The organism is Bradyrhizobium sp. USDA 3315, from assembly GCF_054056795.1.
On record NZ_JBSRYP010000001.1, the window covers coordinates 2,326,109 to 2,342,677 of the forward strand.

The 16,569-nt window shown below is 65.4% G+C and carries 12 protein-coding genes; 7 read left to right on the forward strand and 5 right to left on the reverse strand.

Features of this window, described 5'->3' with window-relative positions; translation table 11 throughout:
- Positions 1 to 34: 34 nt before the first annotated feature.
- Complete coding sequence (locus ACVIYL_RS10745; protein ID WP_057021095.1) at positions 35 to 709, forward strand: Crp/Fnr family transcriptional regulator; 675 nt, start codon at positions 35 to 37, stop codon at positions 707 to 709.
- A 246-nt stretch (positions 710 to 955) separates the two neighbouring features.
- On the opposite strand, the gene ACVIYL_RS10750 is transcribed toward ACVIYL_RS10745, so the two are convergent.
- Complete coding sequence (locus ACVIYL_RS10750; protein WP_456778496.1) at positions 956 to 1,816, reverse strand: AraC family transcriptional regulator; 861 nt, start codon at positions 1,814 to 1,816, stop codon at positions 956 to 958.
- A 185-nt stretch (positions 1,817 to 2,001) separates the two neighbouring features.
- Between ACVIYL_RS10750 and ACVIYL_RS10755 the strand changes: the two genes are divergently transcribed.
- The 6 genes from ACVIYL_RS10755 (at position 2,002) to ACVIYL_RS10780 (ending at position 9,136) form a co-directional block, all read left to right on the forward strand.
- Positions 2,002 to 3,579, forward strand: a complete 1,578-nt coding sequence (locus ACVIYL_RS10755) for an ABC transporter substrate-binding protein (protein ID WP_456778497.1) — start codon at positions 2,002 to 2,004, stop codon at positions 3,577 to 3,579.
- A complete protein-coding gene (locus ACVIYL_RS10760; RefSeq protein WP_310883249.1) occupies positions 3,576 to 4,577 on the forward strand; it encodes an ABC transporter permease in 1,002 nt (333 codons plus the stop codon). The genes ACVIYL_RS10755 and ACVIYL_RS10760 overlap by 4 nt, the downstream gene beginning before the upstream one ends.
- Positions 4,577 to 5,410, forward strand: coding sequence for an ABC transporter permease (locus ACVIYL_RS10765; RefSeq protein WP_253593437.1), 834 nt, complete (start codon positions 4,577 to 4,579; stop codon positions 5,408 to 5,410). The genes ACVIYL_RS10760 and ACVIYL_RS10765 overlap by 1 nt, the downstream gene beginning before the upstream one ends.
- Positions 5,407 to 7,095 carry a dipeptide ABC transporter ATP-binding protein gene (locus tag ACVIYL_RS10770; protein WP_456778498.1) on the forward strand — a complete coding sequence of 563 codons (1,689 nt, stop codon included), beginning with the start codon at positions 5,407 to 5,409 and terminating at the stop codon, positions 7,093 to 7,095. The genes ACVIYL_RS10765 and ACVIYL_RS10770 overlap by 4 nt, the downstream gene beginning before the upstream one ends.
- Positions 7,092 to 8,393 carry an ArgE/DapE family deacylase gene (locus ACVIYL_RS10775; protein ID WP_456778499.1) on the forward strand — a complete coding sequence of 434 codons (1,302 nt, stop codon included), beginning with the start codon at positions 7,092 to 7,094 and terminating at the stop codon, positions 8,391 to 8,393. Before ACVIYL_RS10770 ends, ACVIYL_RS10775 begins: the two co-directional genes overlap by 4 nt.
- A 107-nt stretch (positions 8,394 to 8,500) precedes the next feature.
- Positions 8,501 to 9,136 (forward strand): pyridoxamine 5'-phosphate oxidase family protein, encoded by a 636-nt coding sequence (locus ACVIYL_RS10780; protein WP_253605331.1) that lies wholly within the window; start codon positions 8,501 to 8,503, stop codon positions 9,134 to 9,136.
- A gap of 420 nt (positions 9,137 to 9,556) precedes the next feature.
- On the opposite strand, the gene ACVIYL_RS10785 is transcribed toward ACVIYL_RS10780, so the two are convergent.
- The 4 genes from ACVIYL_RS10785 to ACVIYL_RS10800 all read right to left on the reverse strand — a co-directional run bounded on the left by ACVIYL_RS10785 (position 9,557) and on the right by ACVIYL_RS10800 (position 16,239).
- Positions 9,557 to 12,709 (reverse strand): efflux RND transporter permease subunit, encoded by a 3,153-nt coding sequence (locus tag ACVIYL_RS10785; RefSeq protein WP_253588560.1) that lies wholly within the window; start codon positions 12,707 to 12,709, stop codon positions 9,557 to 9,559.
- A gap of 13 nt (positions 12,710 to 12,722) precedes the next feature.
- Positions 12,723 to 13,640: an efflux RND transporter periplasmic adaptor subunit gene (locus tag ACVIYL_RS10790; RefSeq protein WP_456778500.1), complete on the reverse strand. Its 918-nt coding sequence runs from the start codon at positions 13,638 to 13,640 to the stop codon at positions 12,723 to 12,725.
- Positions 13,641 to 13,887: 247 nt separating this feature from the next.
- Positions 13,888 to 14,538, reverse strand: a complete 651-nt coding sequence (locus ACVIYL_RS10795) for an OmpA family protein (RefSeq protein WP_028343656.1) — start codon at positions 14,536 to 14,538, stop codon at positions 13,888 to 13,890.
- 141 nt (positions 14,539 to 14,679) lie between these two features.
- Positions 14,680 to 16,239 carry a caspase family protein gene (locus ACVIYL_RS10800; RefSeq protein WP_253605328.1) on the reverse strand — a complete coding sequence of 520 codons (1,560 nt, stop codon included), beginning with the start codon at positions 16,237 to 16,239 and terminating at the stop codon, positions 14,680 to 14,682.
- Between the last annotated feature and the right edge of the window lie 330 nt (positions 16,240 to 16,569).

Consider the following 16,569-nt stretch of genomic DNA (forward strand, 5'->3'; position numbering starts at 1 on the left):
GGGGACTGCTCGGAAGGATTTGGAAGGCAGTACAATGAGCAAACAGGCCGAATTTGCGGTCATTCTGAAGATGAATCCGATGTTCGCCGATCTCGGTGCGGACGAGTTGCAGCGGCTTTCCGGCCTCTGCCACACCCAGCAGCTCGCGACCGGTGAGGTGCTGTTCCAGAAAGGCGATCCCGGCGATGCCCTGTTTGGGGTCCGCCGCGGCCAGATCCGGATCGAGACCGGTGCTTCCGACGGCAGCCGGCTCACACTGAACTTCATGGGATCCGGCGACCTGTTCGGCGAAGTCGCCGTGCTCGACGGTCAGGACCGCACCGCGGATGCGACCGCGGGCGAGCCCAGCGAATTATTCGTGTTGCGGCGGCAGGATTTCCTCGGCTTCCTCGAGCGCGAGCCGAAGGTTGCGGTCAGGCTGATCGAATTGCTGTGCCAGCGGATTCGCTGGCAGAGCGAGCGGATGGAAGAATCCGTGCTGCAGCCTTTGCCGGTCCGCCTCGCACGGCGGCTGTGCGCGCTGGCCGAAGATTTCGGTTCCGAGGTGCACATATCGCAGGAACAGCTCGGCATCTTCGTCGGCGCCGCGCGCGAAAGCGTCAACCGGCAGCTGCAGACCTGGCGCAAGGACGGCATCGTCGACCTGCAACGCGGCCGGATCATGCTGCACAACATGACCAAGCTGACCGCGGTCGCCCGCAACGACTAGAGCGGACTGCATGCAACGCGCGCGGGAAGATTCAATTCTCTCGCGTGCTCTGCTTGCCGATGTTGACGCACTCCTGCCTAAAAGACGTGCTTGCATGATGAGGCCGGTACCGCTTTCATCCGGCCGCCGGTCCTTGGGGTGACACCCAGCCTTGCTGGCCTCACGCCATCCACCTGCAAACCCCTGCGGTCTCTCCCGTTGACCGCAGGGGTTTTGCATTTCGATAGATGCGTGACGCGAGGGCGCCTACCGCATCACCACTTCGGGATCGGCCCAGCGCAGATACTGGCGCGGCGCGGCGCCGAGCTCGCGCTTGAACATCGCGGCGAAAGCGCTCGGACTTTCATAGCCGACGTCGAGCGCAACGCAGGTGACGGCCTCGCCGGCGCCGAGCCGCGCCAGCGCTTCGAGCAGCCGCACCCGCTGGCGCCAGGCCGCAAAGCTCTGGCCGGTCTCGCGCCGGAACAGACGCGTCAGCGTCCGCCGGCTGAGCTGGCAGCGATCGGCCCATTCGTCGAGCGTGAGATCGGAACTCGGATCGACCAGCACGGCTTCGCAGATCGCGGCGAGCCGCGGATCGGGCGGCACCTGCACATGCAGCGACACTTCCGGCATCCTGCCGATCTCGTCGAGCAGGAAATCGACCAACCTGCCGTCGCGCCCTTCCGGATCGTAACGGGTCGGCATGTGCACCGCTTCTTCCATCAACGCCTCGACCAGCGCGGAGACCCTGATCAGGCGGCATGTCGCCGGAGCATTCCTGATGCGGTCAGGCGTGACATAGATGGTCTGGATCTCGACCTCGCCCCATGCCCGCGACTGGTGCGCGACGCCGGCCGGAATCCACAGGCCGTGGCCGGGCGGCACGACGAAATGGCCGCGCTCGGTCATCATCGAGGTCACGCCCGCGGTCTGCAGGATGAATTGATCGCGTCGGTGCGCGTGCCGCGCGCTGGCGCTTTCGTTCGGATAGGAGGCCGCCATCGCCGCGAGCGGCCGTTCGACCTGTTGCAGCTGTCCGGCATAGTGCGCGGCGGCTGCGGGACCCGATTGCTTGCGGCAAACGCGCAAGCCGGTGGTGTCATTTCGTCGCGCTGCGACTTTCAAGTGTCGTGAGCTCCTGATCGATCGTCGTTTTCGCAGGGTGCTCATGCATCTTCCGGGCCACTTGGCCCGATCGCGATGGTTGTTGTCCCCCTTCAGGTAGCGCGGGATATGGCGTTTGGCAACAATGCCTCACCCCGCGGCATTCGCCGAAATCGAATGTGAGAGCGCGGAGACGGAGAGGTCCGATGAACAGACGCGAATTCACCAAGGCAATGCTGGCCTGCGGTGCAGCCATCCCGTTCGGCATCACGCGGGCGGCGGGCCAGACCCGCGGTGGGACGCTCAACACCATCATCCAGCCCGAGCCGCCGGTCCTGGTGACCGCGCTGAACCAGCAGCAGCCGACCCTGACGCTCGGCGGCAAGATTTACGAAGGCCTGCTGAAATATGGCGCCGATCTCAAGCCGATGCCCGGCATGGCGCAGTCCTGGGAAATCTCGCCCGACGGCCTGACCTATACGTTCAAGCTGTTTCCGGGCATCACCTTCCACGACGGCAAGCCAATGACCTCGGAGGACGTGGTCTTCAGCTGCATGAAGCTGCTGGTGGAGACGCATCCGCGCGCACGGCAAAATTTCGCCCGCGTGGCGACGGCGGAGGCGCCCGATCCGCTCACCGTCGTGTTCAAATTGAAGCAGCCGTTCGCGCCCTTCATCGGCTGCTTCGATTGCACGTCTGCACCGATCGTACCCAAGCACATCTATGACGGCACCGACTACCGCAAGAACCCGGAGAACGACAAGGCGATCGGCACCGGCCCCTTCAAGCTGAAGGAGTGGGTGCGCGGCTCGCACGTTCATCTCGTCCGCCACGATGGCTACTATCAGAAGGACCAGCCCTATCTCGACGAGATCGTCTACCGCGTGATTCCGGATGCGGCCTCGCGCGCGCTGGCGCTCGAGAACGGCACGGTGCAGCTCGTGCAATGGTCCGACGTCGAATTCTATGACGTGCAGCGCTTCAAGGCGCAGAAGAATCTCGAATTCACCACCAGGGGCTACGAGTATTTCGCGCCGCATCAGTGGCTCGAGATGAACAACCGCATCGCGCCGATGAACGACAAGCGGTTCCGGCAGGCGGTGATGCACCTGATCGATCGCGAGGCGTTCAGCAAGCGGGTCTATTTCGGCAATGCGAAGGTGGCGACCGGACCGATCTCGTCGAAGACGCGGTTCTACGATCCGAACGTGAAGCGCTACGAGTTTTCGGTCGACAAGGCCAAGGCCCTGCTCGACGACATGGGATTGAAGCCTGGCGCCAACGGCAAGCGCGCCGAGATCAAGTATATCGTGCCGCCCTATGGCGAGTCCTATCAGCGGGCCGGCGAATTCTTCCGCCAGAGTTTTGCGCGGGTCGGCATCGATCTCGTGCTTGTCGGCACCGACATGGCCGGATGGGCCGAGAAGGTCGGCAACTGGGACTATGAGATGACCCAGAATCTGCTCTACCAGCTCGGCGATCCCGCGCTGGGCGTCGCCCGCACCTATATTTCGTCGAACATCAAGAAGGGCATCCTGTTCTCCAACACGCAAGGCTATTCGAATCCCGAAGTCGACAAACTGTTCGACGAGGCCGCGGTGACGCTCGATGAAGCCAAGCGCCAGGAGCTCTACAGCAAGGTGCAGCAGATCCTGGTCGAGGACGTGCCGGTGGCCTGGACGCTCGAGATCGAATATCCCATCATCTACGACAAGGCGTTCAAGAACATCGTGACGACGGGCATCGGCTCGCACGAAACCTTCGGGTCGGTCTACAAATCGTGACCCGGCTCGGCAGCGCCGCGACGATTGGACTTCAGGCGGTCAGCCGCATCGCCCAGCTCGTCGCCGTGATCCTCGTCATCGCGACGTTCAATTTCGTGCTGGTGCGCGCCGCGCCCGGCGATCCGGCCCAGGTCATGGCCGGCCAATCCGGCGCGTCCGATCCGAAGCTGCTCGACGACCTGCGCAAGGAATATGGCCTCGACAAGCCGTATTTCGTGCAGCTCGTGAGCCACCTCGGCCGCGTCGTCAGGCTCGATCTCGGCTATTCCTATCGCCAGCGCCGTCCGGTCGTCGATCTGATCCTCGAACGCCTTCCGGCGACGCTGCTGCTGACGGTCACGGCGTTCTGTCTCGCGCTCCTGATCGGCACCGCGCTCGGCGCACTGGCCGGGCTCGCGGCCGGCAGCGTGCTCGACACGGTGTTCACCGTGCTCTCGCTCGTGCTCTACGCGACGCCGGTATTCTGGCTCGGCCTGATGCTGGTGCTGGTGTTCTCGGTGACGCTCGGCTGGCTGCCGCCGTTCGGCTACGAGACCATCAACGTCCAGCTCTCGCCGATCGAGCATGCGCTCGACATCATGAAACACATGATCATGCCGGTCACGTCGCTGGCGGCGATCTATCTGGCGATCTATGCCCGGCTGATGCGATCCTCGATCATCGAGGTCGCGCAGCAGGATTTCATCAAGACCGCGCGCGCCAAGGGCTTGTCCGGAGCGCGCATCGTCGTCGGCCACATGTTGCGCAATGCGCTGGTGCCGGTCGTCACCGTCGCCGGCATGCAGGCCGGCGCGCTGGTCGGCGGCGCCGTGGTGATCGAGACGGTGTTTGCCTGGCCGGGCCTTGGCCGCTTGACCTTCGAGGCACTGTTGCAGCGCGACTATCCGGTCCTGCTCGGCATCTTCCTGATCCTCTCGATCGTCGTGATCGCGCTCAACCTGCTCACCGACCTGGTCTACCGGTTGATTGATCCCCGCATGACCACGGGAGCGGCGTGATGGACACGGTGCGCGCCTTCCTGCGTCATCCGAGCGGAATGATCGGCCTCGTCCTGCTGCTCGTCGTTGTTGTCGTCGCGATCGTTGCGCCGATCGCGTTTCCGGTCTCGCCCTGGGAGATGGTCGGCGCGCCGTTCACGCCGCCCGGCGAGGACGGATTATGGCTCGGCGGCGATACGCTCGGCCGCGACGTCGCCGCCGGCGTCGCCTATGGCGCACGCGTGTCGCTCCTGATCGGCATCGCCTCAGCGCTCGCGGCGATGGCGATCGGCGTCGTGATCGGCGCGATCTCAGGCTATTTCGGCGGCAAGATCGATCTGGTGCTGATGCGGATGACGGAATTGTTCCAGACCATTCCAGCCTTCGTGCTGGCCATCCTGCTGGTCGCGACCTTCAATCCGTCGCTGCTCACGATCATCCTGACCATCGGCGCGGTGAGCTGGCCGCCGCTGGCGCGGCTCACGCGCGCCGAATTCCTCCGTCTGCGGCACCGCGAATTCGTCGAGGCCGCGCTGTGCCAGGGCGAACGCACCTGGCGCATCGTGCTCGGCCATATCCTGCCGAACGCGATCTCGCCGATCCTGGTGGTGACGTCGCTGACGGTTGCCACTGCGATCCTGCTGGAAAGCGCGCTGTCCTTCATGGGGCTCGGCGATCCCAATCTGATGTCGTGGGGCTTCATGATCGGCGCGGGCCGCACCGTGATCCGGAACGCGTGGTGGATGAGCGTGTTTCCCGGCCTCGCCATCCTCGTCACCGTGCTGGCGATCAACCTGTTCGGCGAGGGACTGTCTGATGTCCTCAACCCGCGCGTCTCGAGGCGCCGCTCATGAGCGAAGCCATGCAGTCCGGCGCGCCTGTTCTTGCCGTCGATGGTCTCTCGATCGCGCTCCCCAAGGGCGGTGATCGGCCCTTCGCGGTCGAGAACGTCTCCTTTGAGATCAAGCCAAACGAAGTGGTTTGCCTGGTCGGCGAGTCCGGCTCCGGCAAGTCGATGATCGCGCATGCGGTGCTGTCGCTGTTGCCGCGGGGCGTCGACATCGCGTCCGGCGCCGTGGCGGTCGCAGGGCAGGATCCGTCGAAGCTCGACGGCCGCGCTCTCCGCAAGCTGCGCGGCGGCAACGCCGCGATGATCTTTCAGGAGCCGTTGTCTTCGCTCAATCCGCTGAAGCGCGTCGGCAGGCAGATCGAGGAGATGATCCTGGCGCACCAGCGGCCTGCGCCCTCGGCGACCGAACTCCGCGAGCGGGTGCTGACGCTGCTGACCCAGGTCGGGCTGCCGAATCCGCAGCTGCTGGAAAAGAGCTACCCGTTTGAGCTTTCCGGTGGCCAGCGCCAGCGCGTGATGATCGCGATGGCGATGGCCAACCGCCCCGCGCTCCTGATCGCAGACGAGCCGACGACCGCGCTCGATGTCACGACCCAGCGCCAGATCCTGCGCCTGATTGACGATCTCCGGCGCGAGCGCGGCATGGGAGTGCTGCTGATCACCCATGATTTCGGCGTTGTCGCCGACGTTGCCGATCGCGTCGTGGTGCTGCGCCATGGCAAGGTGGTCGAGCAGGGCACGGCCAGCGAGGTGCTTCGCAATCCGCAGGCCGCCTACACGCGCGAACTGATCGACGCGGTTCCGAAGGCGCGCCTCGCCGACATCCACGAGGCCATCCTGCGTCCCGAGCCGCTGCTCGAGGTCATCGGCCTGCAAAAGACCTTTCGGGTCAAGCGCGGCTGGCTGCAGCCGCCACGCGAGGTGACCGCCGCTGATGGCATCTCACTGACGCTGCACGAGGGCGAGACGCTTGCGGTGGTCGGTGAATCCGGCTCCGGCAAGTCGACGCTCGGGCGCATGATCATGCGGCTCACCGAACCTGATGCCGGCGCCATCCGCTTTGGCGGCGCGGATCTCCGGCAGCTGCGCGGCGAGGCGTTGCGCCAGGCGCGGCGCCGGCTCCAGATCGTGTTCCAGGATCCGTTTGCCAGTCTCGATCCGCGCCAGAAGGTCGGCGATGCCATCGCGCGCGGACCGATGGCCTATGGGACGTCGCGGGCCGAGGCGATGGCCCAGGCGCACAAGCTCCTGGTGCGGGTCGGCCTGTCGGCGACCGCCGCCGATCGCTACCCGCACGAGTTCTCGGGCGGCCAGCGCCAGCGCATCTGCATCGCGCGGGCGCTGGCGCTGAAGCCGCGGGTTCTGATCGCCGACGAGGCGGTGTCGGCGCTGGACGTCTCGGTGCAGGCCCAGGTGCTGGCGCTGCTCGCCGAGCTGCGCCAGGAGATGCGGCTTGCGATGATCTTCATCACACACGATTTGCGGATCGCCGCCGAGATCGCCGACCGCGTCATCGTCCTGCAGAAGGGGCGTATCGTGGAAGAAGGCAGCACCGCCGAAGTGTTCACCGCGCCGCGCCAGGCCTACACTCGCGATCTGCTCGACGCGATTCCCGGGCGCGATTTCTTCGACCAGCCGGGCCTTGCGGCCGCGGCCGATGCACGCCCCACAGCAAGGATCAATTCATGACCGACAGCCGTTCAGTCCCCCTTCCGGCCGGCGCGCGCGAGCGCATCGAGGCGGCTGTCGACGCCGCCTTCGAGCAGCAACTCGCGACCACGATCGCCTTCTCGTCGATTCCCAGCACGCGCGGCCAGGAAGGTCCGTGCCAGGACATGTTCGCGAAGCTGTTGCGCGAGCGCGGCTATGAGGTCGACGACTGGGTCATCAATCAGGATGAACTGAAGACGCTGCCCGGCTACGGGCCGGTCGAGACCGATTTCTCCCGCGCGCGGACCGTCGTCGGCACCTATCGGCCGGCGCGCGAGGAGGGGCGTTCGCTGATCCTTCAGGGGCATTGCGACGTGGTGCCGGTCGGGCCGCTCGACATGTGGGAGCGGCCGCCGTTCCAGCCGGTGGTCGAGGACGGCTGGCTCTATGGCCGCGGCACCGGCGACATGAAGTCGGGCACCATTGCCGCGCTCTACGCGCTCGATGCGGTGAAGGCCGCGGGCTTTGCGCCGAAAGGCCGCATCCATCTGCAATCCGTGATCGAGGAGGAGAGCACCGGTCTCGGCGCGCTCTCGACGTTGCAGCGAGGTTACCGTGCCGATGCCTGCCTGCTGCCGGAGCCGACCGAGGAACGGTTGATGCGCGCCCAGGTCGGCGTGATCTGGTTTCGCCTCAGGGTTCGTGGAATCCCGGTCCATGTCGCGCGCGCCGGCACCGGCTCCAATGCCATCCGTGCCGCCTATCATCTGATCGGCCATCTCGACGCGCTCGAGGCGGAGTGGAACGAGCGTGCCAAGTCGCATCGCTACTTCGGTGCGGTGCATCACCCGCTCAACTTCAATCCCGGCATCATCAAGGGCGGCGATTGGGCCTCCAGCGTACCGGCGTGGTGCGACGTCGATTGCCGGATCGGCATCCTGCCGGGATGGAAAATCGCCGACTGCCAGGCCGAGATCGTCGAGTGCGTGACCAAGGCTGCCAGGGCCCATCCGTTCCTCGCCAACAATCCGCCAGAGATCGTCTGGTCCGGCTTCCTGTCGCCGGGCTATGAAGCGACCGAGGTGCAGGAGAGCGAGGCGGTCCTCGGCTCGGTCTACGAGCATGTGTTCGGGCGCAAGCTGACGGATTTTCCCTCGACCGCGCTGACGGATGCGCGCTTCTATGGCCTGGATTATGGTGTTCCCGCATTCTGCTTCGGCGCCAGGATGGAGAACGCGCACGGCTTCAATGAACGGGTCCAGCTCGATTCGCTAAAGAAGGTGACCAAGGCCTACGCCCTCTTCGTCGCGAGCTGGTGCGGCATCGACGCGGTATAGAGCATGATCCGGAAAAGTGCGACGCGGTTTTCCCTCGCGACAAACGCGGAGCGTTTGCGCGGAGATCATGCTCAACGAATTGAGACAAACCAAACGGGAGGTTCGCTATGGGTGACCAGAGTGCGGGCGGCAAGCCGCCGGTCAAATCGCAGGAGGATCTTCGTGCGCATTTCGGGCAATTGAGCCCGCTCGCCGAGAAGAAGGTGCTCTACCATCTCGACAAGTTCTGCCGCGACTTCATCGCGCTGTCGCCGTTCCTCGTCATCGCCTCCAGCGACGGCAAAGGTCATGCCGACGCCAGCCCGCGCGGCGATGCGCCGGGCTTCGTCTCCGTGCTCGACGACAAGACGCTGCTGATCCCGGATCGGCGCGGCAACAACCGGGTCGATACGTTCGGCAATATCATCGCGTCACCCGGGATCGGGCTGATCTTCATGGTGCCCGGCATCAACGAGACGCTGCGCGTCAACGGGCGCGCCGAGATCTCGCAGGAGGTCGATCTGTTGACGCCGCTGACGGTGCAGAACGTCACGCCGATCATCGGGCTCAAGGTGCATGTCGACGAGACCTACTTCCACTGCGGCAAGGCGCTGATGCGCTCGAAGCTCTGGAATCCCGCCGCGCAGGTCGAGCGCCACAGCTTTCCGACGCTCGGCCGAATCATCGCCGAGCAGACCGCCGCGATCGAGGTCGAGGTCGCCGAGAAGGCGATGGAAGAGGCCTATCGGACGCGGCTGTATTAGAACTTGAGATCACCCGCATGCGCAGGCGATGACACCGCCTGGTGTAACGCCCTGAATCGATATCCTTCCTCATCGTCGTCTCTGCGAAAGCAGGGACCCATAACCACAGCTGCCAATTGTTGGGCGATGCTGGAACGACGAGTCGCTGCAACAAGGTCCGCCGCGGCGTATGGGTCCCTGCTCCCGTGCGCAATTGCGCACCAGGCAGGGACGACGTGCTGGAGGAGTCGTAGACTCACACCATGATTTCGGAATAATGGAAAAATATCGCTGATTTGCCCGACGTGTCAAGTCGCCGTGTCGAATTTGTCGCCGTGTCGAATTCCGGCCGCCGTCGGCTCCTTTGCATGGGGTTGTTTTCGATATTTTGGAGTACGTCATCTCGTACGGGTCGCACCGCTGGCGAGGCGCGGCCTCAGCTCATTCCGCGGCGGGCGAGATCATGTTCGGCGGGCCGGGCGGGCGCTTGGTGTCGTCGGACTGGTGCTCGTTCGGGGTCAGCTCGTGGTCGGCATGCGAGACCACGAGCCGCTTGCCGAAGCGCCAGATCAGGCCGCCGATATCGTCCATCACCATGAACATCGCCGGCACGAACACCAGCGACAGCGCGGTCGAGAAGATCAGGCCGCCGATCACCGCGAGCGCCATCGGCGAGCGGAATTCGCCGCCGGCGCCGAACGCGAGCGCTGACGGCATCATGCCGGCGGCCATCGCGATTGTGGTCATCACGATCGGGCGCGCACGCTTCATGCCGGCGTCGATCATGGCTTCCTCGCGCGCCTTGCCGTCGCGGATCGCCTCCACCGCGAACTCCACCAGCATGATGGCGTTCTTGGTGACGATGCCCATCAGCATCAGGATGCCGATCCACACCGGCGTGGTGAGCTGCTTGCCGGTCAGCAGCAGCGCGCCGATCGCGCCGCCGATCGAGAGCGGCAGCGAGAACAGGATGGTGATCGGCTGCAGGAAGGTGCCGAACAGCAGCACCAGCACGGCATAGACCATCATCAGGCCGGCGGTGATCGCGGTGGCGAAGCCGTCGGACAGCTCGGCGAGGCTCTCGGCGTCGCCGGACGGGCTGACCCTCACGCCCTTCGGCAGGGTCTTCATGACCGGCAGGTCGTAGATCAGCTTGGTGGCGTCGCCGAGCGCGGCATTGCCGACGAGATCGGCGGCGACGGTGGCCTGCCGCTCGCGGTCGTAGCGGTTGATGCTGGTCGGGCCCTGGTCGAGCTGGATGTCGGCGACGACGGAGAGCGGCACGCCGCCGCGCTCGCCCCGCTGGCCGAGCGGAACCCGCAGCTGCTCCAGCATCTGCAGGTCGCTGCGCGCATTGTCCTCGAGCTGGACGCGGATCGGCACCTGGCGGTCGCCGGCGTCGAACTTCGCCAGCGCAGGACCGACGTCGCCGATGGTGGCGACGCGGATGGTCTGCGACAGGCTTTCGGTCGAGACGCCGAGCCGGGCCGCGAGCTCGGCGCGCGGGCGGATGCGCAGCTCGGGCCGGTCGAGCGCGGTCTCCGAGATCACGTTGGCGATGATCGGAATCCGCTTCATCTGCGTCGCGAGTTCGCTGGCGACGTTGTTGACGATGTTGCTGTCGGTACCGGTGACGACCAGCGAGATCGCGCGCAGGCCGTTCTCGTCGAGGAACCAGAACCTGATGTCAGGAACGTTATCGAGCTCCTTGCCGATCGACAGTTCGAGCTCGCGCTGGGTGATCTTGCGGTCGGCCTTCGGCGTGTAGTTGATGATCAGCGCGGCGCGGCGCACCTCCTGCAGGCCCGGCGGCACCCGGCCGCCATCGACGAACACGCTCCGTACCTCAGGCCGCTTGCGCAGCCGCGCCACGATCTCCTCGGTGACCTTCTCGGTGTAGGCGAGCTGCGAGCCGGGCGGCAGCTCCATCGCGAGCAGCGAGCGCGCGGTGTCCTGCGCCGGCAGGAAGCCCTGCGGCAGCAGCGTGATGCTCCAGATCGACGCGGCGAAGATCGCAAAGCCGATCAGCACGGTGACGAAGTAATGCTTCACCGACCAGGTGACGAGGCTGTGATAGCCGCGCAGGATCGGGCCGGGCGGTGGATCGTCGTGGTCATGATGCTTGAGGAAATAGGCGGCCAGCATTGGCGTCACGAAGCGCGCGGCGAGCAGCGAGAAGAACACCTGCACTGACACGGTGATGCCGAACTGCTTGAAGAACTGTCCGGCAATGCCGGACATGAAGCTCGCCGGCGCGAAGATCGCGATGATCGTGAGCGAGATCGCGATCACCGCAAGGCCGATCTCGTCGGCGGCTTCCAGAGCGGCACGATAGGGCGTCTTGCCCATCCGCATGTGGCGGACGATGTTCTCGATCTCGACGATGGCATCGTCGACCAGAATGCCGGTCGAAAGCGTGATGGCGAGGAACGAAACGAGGTTGAGCGAGAAGCCGAGCAGGTCCATCGCCCAGAACGCCGGGAAGATCGACAGCGGCAGCGAGACCGCTGCGATAATCGTGGCGCGCATGTCGCGCAGGAACAGCAGCACGATGATGACGGCGAGGATCGCGCCCTCGAACAGGGTCGAGATCGCGGCCTCGTAATTGCCTTTGGTGAACTCGACCGAGGTGTCGATCAGCTTCAGGTCGACATCGGGATAGGCCACCTTCAGCGCGTCGATCCGCTTCTGCACCGCGGCCGCGACGACGACGTCGCTGGCGCCCTTGGAGCGCTTGATACCGAGCGCGACCACCGGCTCGCCGTTGAAGCGGGCGAAGGTGCGCCGGTCGGCGATGGTGTCGGTGACGGTGCCGAGATCGTCGAGCCGGATCTCGCCGCCGCCGAACAGCGGGATCATGGTGCCGGCGAGCTCGTTCAGCGTCTTGGCGCCGGCCAGCGTGCGGATCGCCTGGTCGTTCTTGCCGATCTCGGCGCGGCCGCCGGCGACGTCGACATTGGTGCCGCGCAGGATCTGGCTGACATTGACCGCGGTGAGCCCCACCGCCTGCAGCTTGTCGGGATCGAGCGAGACCAGGATCTCGCGCTCGACACCGCCGATGCGCTCGACCTGGGCGACGCCGCGCACGCCCTGCAACGCGCGCTTGACCACGTCGTCGACGAAATAGGACAGCTGCTCCGGCGTCTTGCCGGGCGAGATCGCGGCATAGGTCACGATCGGCAGGCCGATCACGTCGACGCGCTGGATCAACGGCTCGGTGACATTCTGCGGCAGATTGGCGCGCACCCGCGTCACCGCGTCCTTGACGTCGTTGAGCGCGCGGTCGGTGTTGGTCTCCAGCGCGAACTGGATCGTGGTCACCGACAGGCCGTCGGTGATCGAGGAGGAGATATGGCGCACGCCCTCGACGCCGGAGACGCCGTCTTCGATGGTCTTGGTGACCTGCGATTCAAGTTCCGACGGCGCGGCGCCGAATTGCGAGACCGCGACCGAGATCACCGGAATGTCGGCGCTCGGCAGCCGCGTCACCGCGAGCTTGGTGAAGGAGACCCAGCCCAGCACGAGCAGGATGATCGAGAAGACGATCGAGGGAAGCGGGTTCCGGATCGACCATGCCGAGATGTTCAAAGCCATTAGCGTGCCCGAATTACCGTGATCGTGTGCGATCGAGTTCGTCGGCGAACATGGTCTTGATCTGGTCGCCGTCATGCAGCGAGGTGCCAGCGTCGGCCACGACGATTTCGCCGACGTCGAGGCCTTCAAGGATTTCGGTCGAGGTGTCGGAGGTCAGCCCGACGCGCACCCTGCGGGTCTCGACGGTGTTGCCCTTCACGACCTGCAGGGTCAGGCGGTCGATCGCGGTACGCGGCACCGCGACGCCGCAGGAGCGCTTGGCGTCGATATTGGCACGCGCGAACATGCCGACCTTCAGCGTCGGATTGTTGTTGATGGTGATGCGGACATGCCCGAGCTGGGTGGTGCGGTCGATCTGCGGCGAGATCTGGCGGACCTTGCCGACCATGTCGGGCGCATCGTCGCGGCTGATCCGCACATTGGCGCCGGGATTGAGCTTCAGGAGCTGGAAGCCCGGCACTTCGGCGTCGAGCTCGATCTCGTTGTTGATGGAGATCTTGAACATCGGAGGAGCCTGCGGCGAGGCCGGCGCGCCGGGCGCGGTGCGCACTTCGGTGACGAGGCCGGCCGCCGGCGCCCGCAGCACAAGCGGCTTGGCATTGGCCTGTGCGGCCTGCTGCGGCGGCGGGGTCAGCCGTGCCAGTTCCTGGCTCTCGGTCACGGTATCGCCTTCGCGGACCAGCACGTCGGTGACCTTGGAGCCGTCCTGGTCGACATTCACCTGCGCCTCGCGGCGCGGCACGATGAAGCCGGTGACGCGGACCATGTCGGAGAAGCAGGCATTGGTCGACTTCGTCACCACGACCAGCGCCTGGCCCGGCGTCTCCTTCTCCTCCGGATGGGAGCGGTGCTCGAACGCGTAATAGGCGATCGCGAGGGCGAGGAAGAACACCGTGCCGAGCGCAGGCTTGAGGTATTGGGAAAAATTCATCGCCTGATCAATCCAGAGCTTGGCGCGTCATCGGTGTTGGTCGAAGTCTCATCATGCTCGCTATCGTATTGCCTGGGCATTCGGAAGGCCGGTGCCATTGTTCCGGATCATGCCCTGACGTCATGTGAGGCGGGTCACCTGTGGGCCGCGTTGGGGCTCGGCCCAACAGCATTGGCCCTAAAGCAAATGCGCCCCGCCGGGGTGCGGGACGCATTGTAGCCTCAAAAAGGGGCCACGCCACCGCCCATCACTTGGCGGCGGTGGCCTTGTTTTCCACGTTCACGACCTGCACGCGCCGGTTCACCTCCGCCATCGGGTGGCTCGGGTCCTTCAGCTTGCTCTTGCCATAGCCGACGGTGACAAGATCGGTGCCGTTGATGCCGTATTTGTCGACGAGATAGCGCTTGATGGCGTCGGCGCGGCGTTCCGAGAGGCCCTGATTGTAGTCCTCGCCGCCGGCGGCGTCGGTGTGGCCGGCGACCACGAAGGTCGAGCCCTTCAGGTCCTGATTGGTCAAGGCGCGGCCGAGCGCCTGCACCGACGGCAGCGACTTGGCGCTGATGTCGGCGGAGTTGTAGTCGAAGTTGATCTCGAGATCGATCTTGGGCTTGTCCTGGACGATGGTCGCGATTTCCTCGCGCTCGGCCGAGGACAGCGAGCGGGTGGCGCGGCCGCGGACGCTCTGCACGAATTTGGCCTGGTCGGCATTCAGCTCCGGCGAGGTGGTCTGCGGGCCGGCCGAAAGGCCGCGGGTCAGCGGCTTCTTGTCGGGCGTCAGCGCCTTGATGATCTGATCTTCGGTGACGTCGCCGGCATGGGCGACGGCCATGCCGAACGACAGCGCGGCGCCAACGGTCATGATTGAAACGATCGCGGCCTTTGCCGACGGCTTGAACATTTCGGTCCCTCTTGCGCAAGCTGGCGCGGTTCCAGGCAACTATTCAGATTGATCGTCGGCGTTGCTGCCCGGCACGCACCCTCTGATTAGTCGCGCAATTCCGTCCGCGGTTCGAGCCGCGGGCAGGTCTTCGTCGGTCTGTCACTGCACGCCGTAGTCGGCGAATTCCTTGACGATGTTCGGGTCCATCGCCTTGGCGTTGGCGATGTCGAGATCGCCCTCCGCGACCGCGCCGTTGCGCTGCTTGGCGAGCCCGCGCCCGTACAGCGACGAGGTCAGACGCGGGTTGATCTTCAGCGCGGCGTCGAAATCGGCGATCGCGTTCTTGTTCTGCCCGCCCTTCAGGTTCATCAAGCCGCGGCTGTCGAGCGCATCGACGAAGTTCGGACGCAGCCGCAGCGCCTCGTTGCAGTCCTTCAGCGCTGCCTGCAGGTCGCCGATCACGGTGCGGACCCAGCAGCGGTTGTTATAGGCCTCGACATCCTTCGGGTTCAGCCGCAGCGAATTGGTGAAGTCCTTCACCGCAAGGTCGTAGGCCCCCTTGCTGGCATAGACCTGGCCGCGGCGATACAGCGCCGCTGCGTCGTCGGGATTCTTGTCCAGCTTTTCGCTCAGGCTCTTGATCGTCGGATCATCGGCGAGCACGGGCGAATTGCTCGGCGCCGGCGTGGGCTGGATCACCACCGGCGGCGGAGCGGCGGGCGGCGGCAGGGCGATCTCGGGCGCCTTGGGCTGGGGTGGCGGTGCAGTCGGCGCTGCCGCAACCGGAGGCGTCGGCGGCGCCGGTGATGGTGTCGGCGCTGTTGCCGCAGGTGGCGTCGGGGTTGCCGCAGGCGGTGTCGGCGTTGCGGCGGGCGGAGCCGGCGGAGGCGCGACCGGCGGTGCCGTTGCCACCTCCGGTGACGGCGACGCGGCGGGTGCTGACGCGGCGTTCGACGGCCCGCCTGCGCCGGCCGGAATGAACGAGAAATCCTCGGCCAGTGACGACGAGATCCACGGCACCTGCTCCTGCCGCGAGGCGCGGGTGACGCCGACGCGGGTGCGGTTCAGCGTTTCCTCGGCCATCAGGTCGGGGGTGCGGATCTCCTTCAGGAGTTCCCGCACGAACAGGCTGTGGTCGCTGCCATTGTCGGAGACGACGGACGACAGCGCGGCCGAATACATCACCAATGTGCCGTTCGGCGCGATCACCGGGGCGAGCCCTGCCGAAAAGCTGCGGAAGCGCCGCTCGAACGGGTTGCGCCGCGAGGCGTCGATCAGGGCGATCTTCACCCCGGCGCCACGGCTGTTGATTTCGCCGAGCACGGTCTCGAGGCTGAAGCCGTCGCGGCGAACGTCGGCCTCGGCCCAGATCTGCGCATCGATCGGGATCATGTAGCTCTGCCGGTTCGACTGGATGCCGTAACCGGAGAAGAAGATCAGGGCGACCGAGCCCGGCTTGATCTTGCCGTAGAGCCGGTCGAAGGCGCGGCGCATCCCGTCGCCGGTCAGGTTCTCCCCGACCTCGACGGTGAAGCCGTCGCGCTTGAGCTCGTCGGCGACGTCACGTGCGTCGTTGACCGGCTCCTTCAGCGGTGCGTCGGCGTCGGGATATTTGGCGTTGCCGATGACCAGCGCGAAACGGTCGCCGGCGGCGAAGGACAAAGTGGGCGCCGCGATTGAAAAAATCAGCGTGGCGAGCAAGGCAAGGCGGATTTTCATAATCGCAGCAAATCCAGATCGCGGCATTCCAATGAAATGGCGCCGCTTCCAGCCTGCGCCTCGGGAACCTTACTCTAGCGAAAATCCATTATCAAACCACGGCCAAGCCCCCGTCAACGGCTTGCGGCAGCATCGTTTATCGCGGTGATACCAGCCAGACCGCAGTGCAGCAGCATGCGGTCAAGGCGGCCATCGTCATCCGGCACGGTGCTGGTTCCTGCGGGCCGATAACGTGCCTGCACTCAAGAAGGCTGTCGCCACCCTGTCATGCGCTCGTCGCACGCCGCACGGTTTGACCTTTGCGCGAGGCGATGGCTTTGTGTTCGGGAC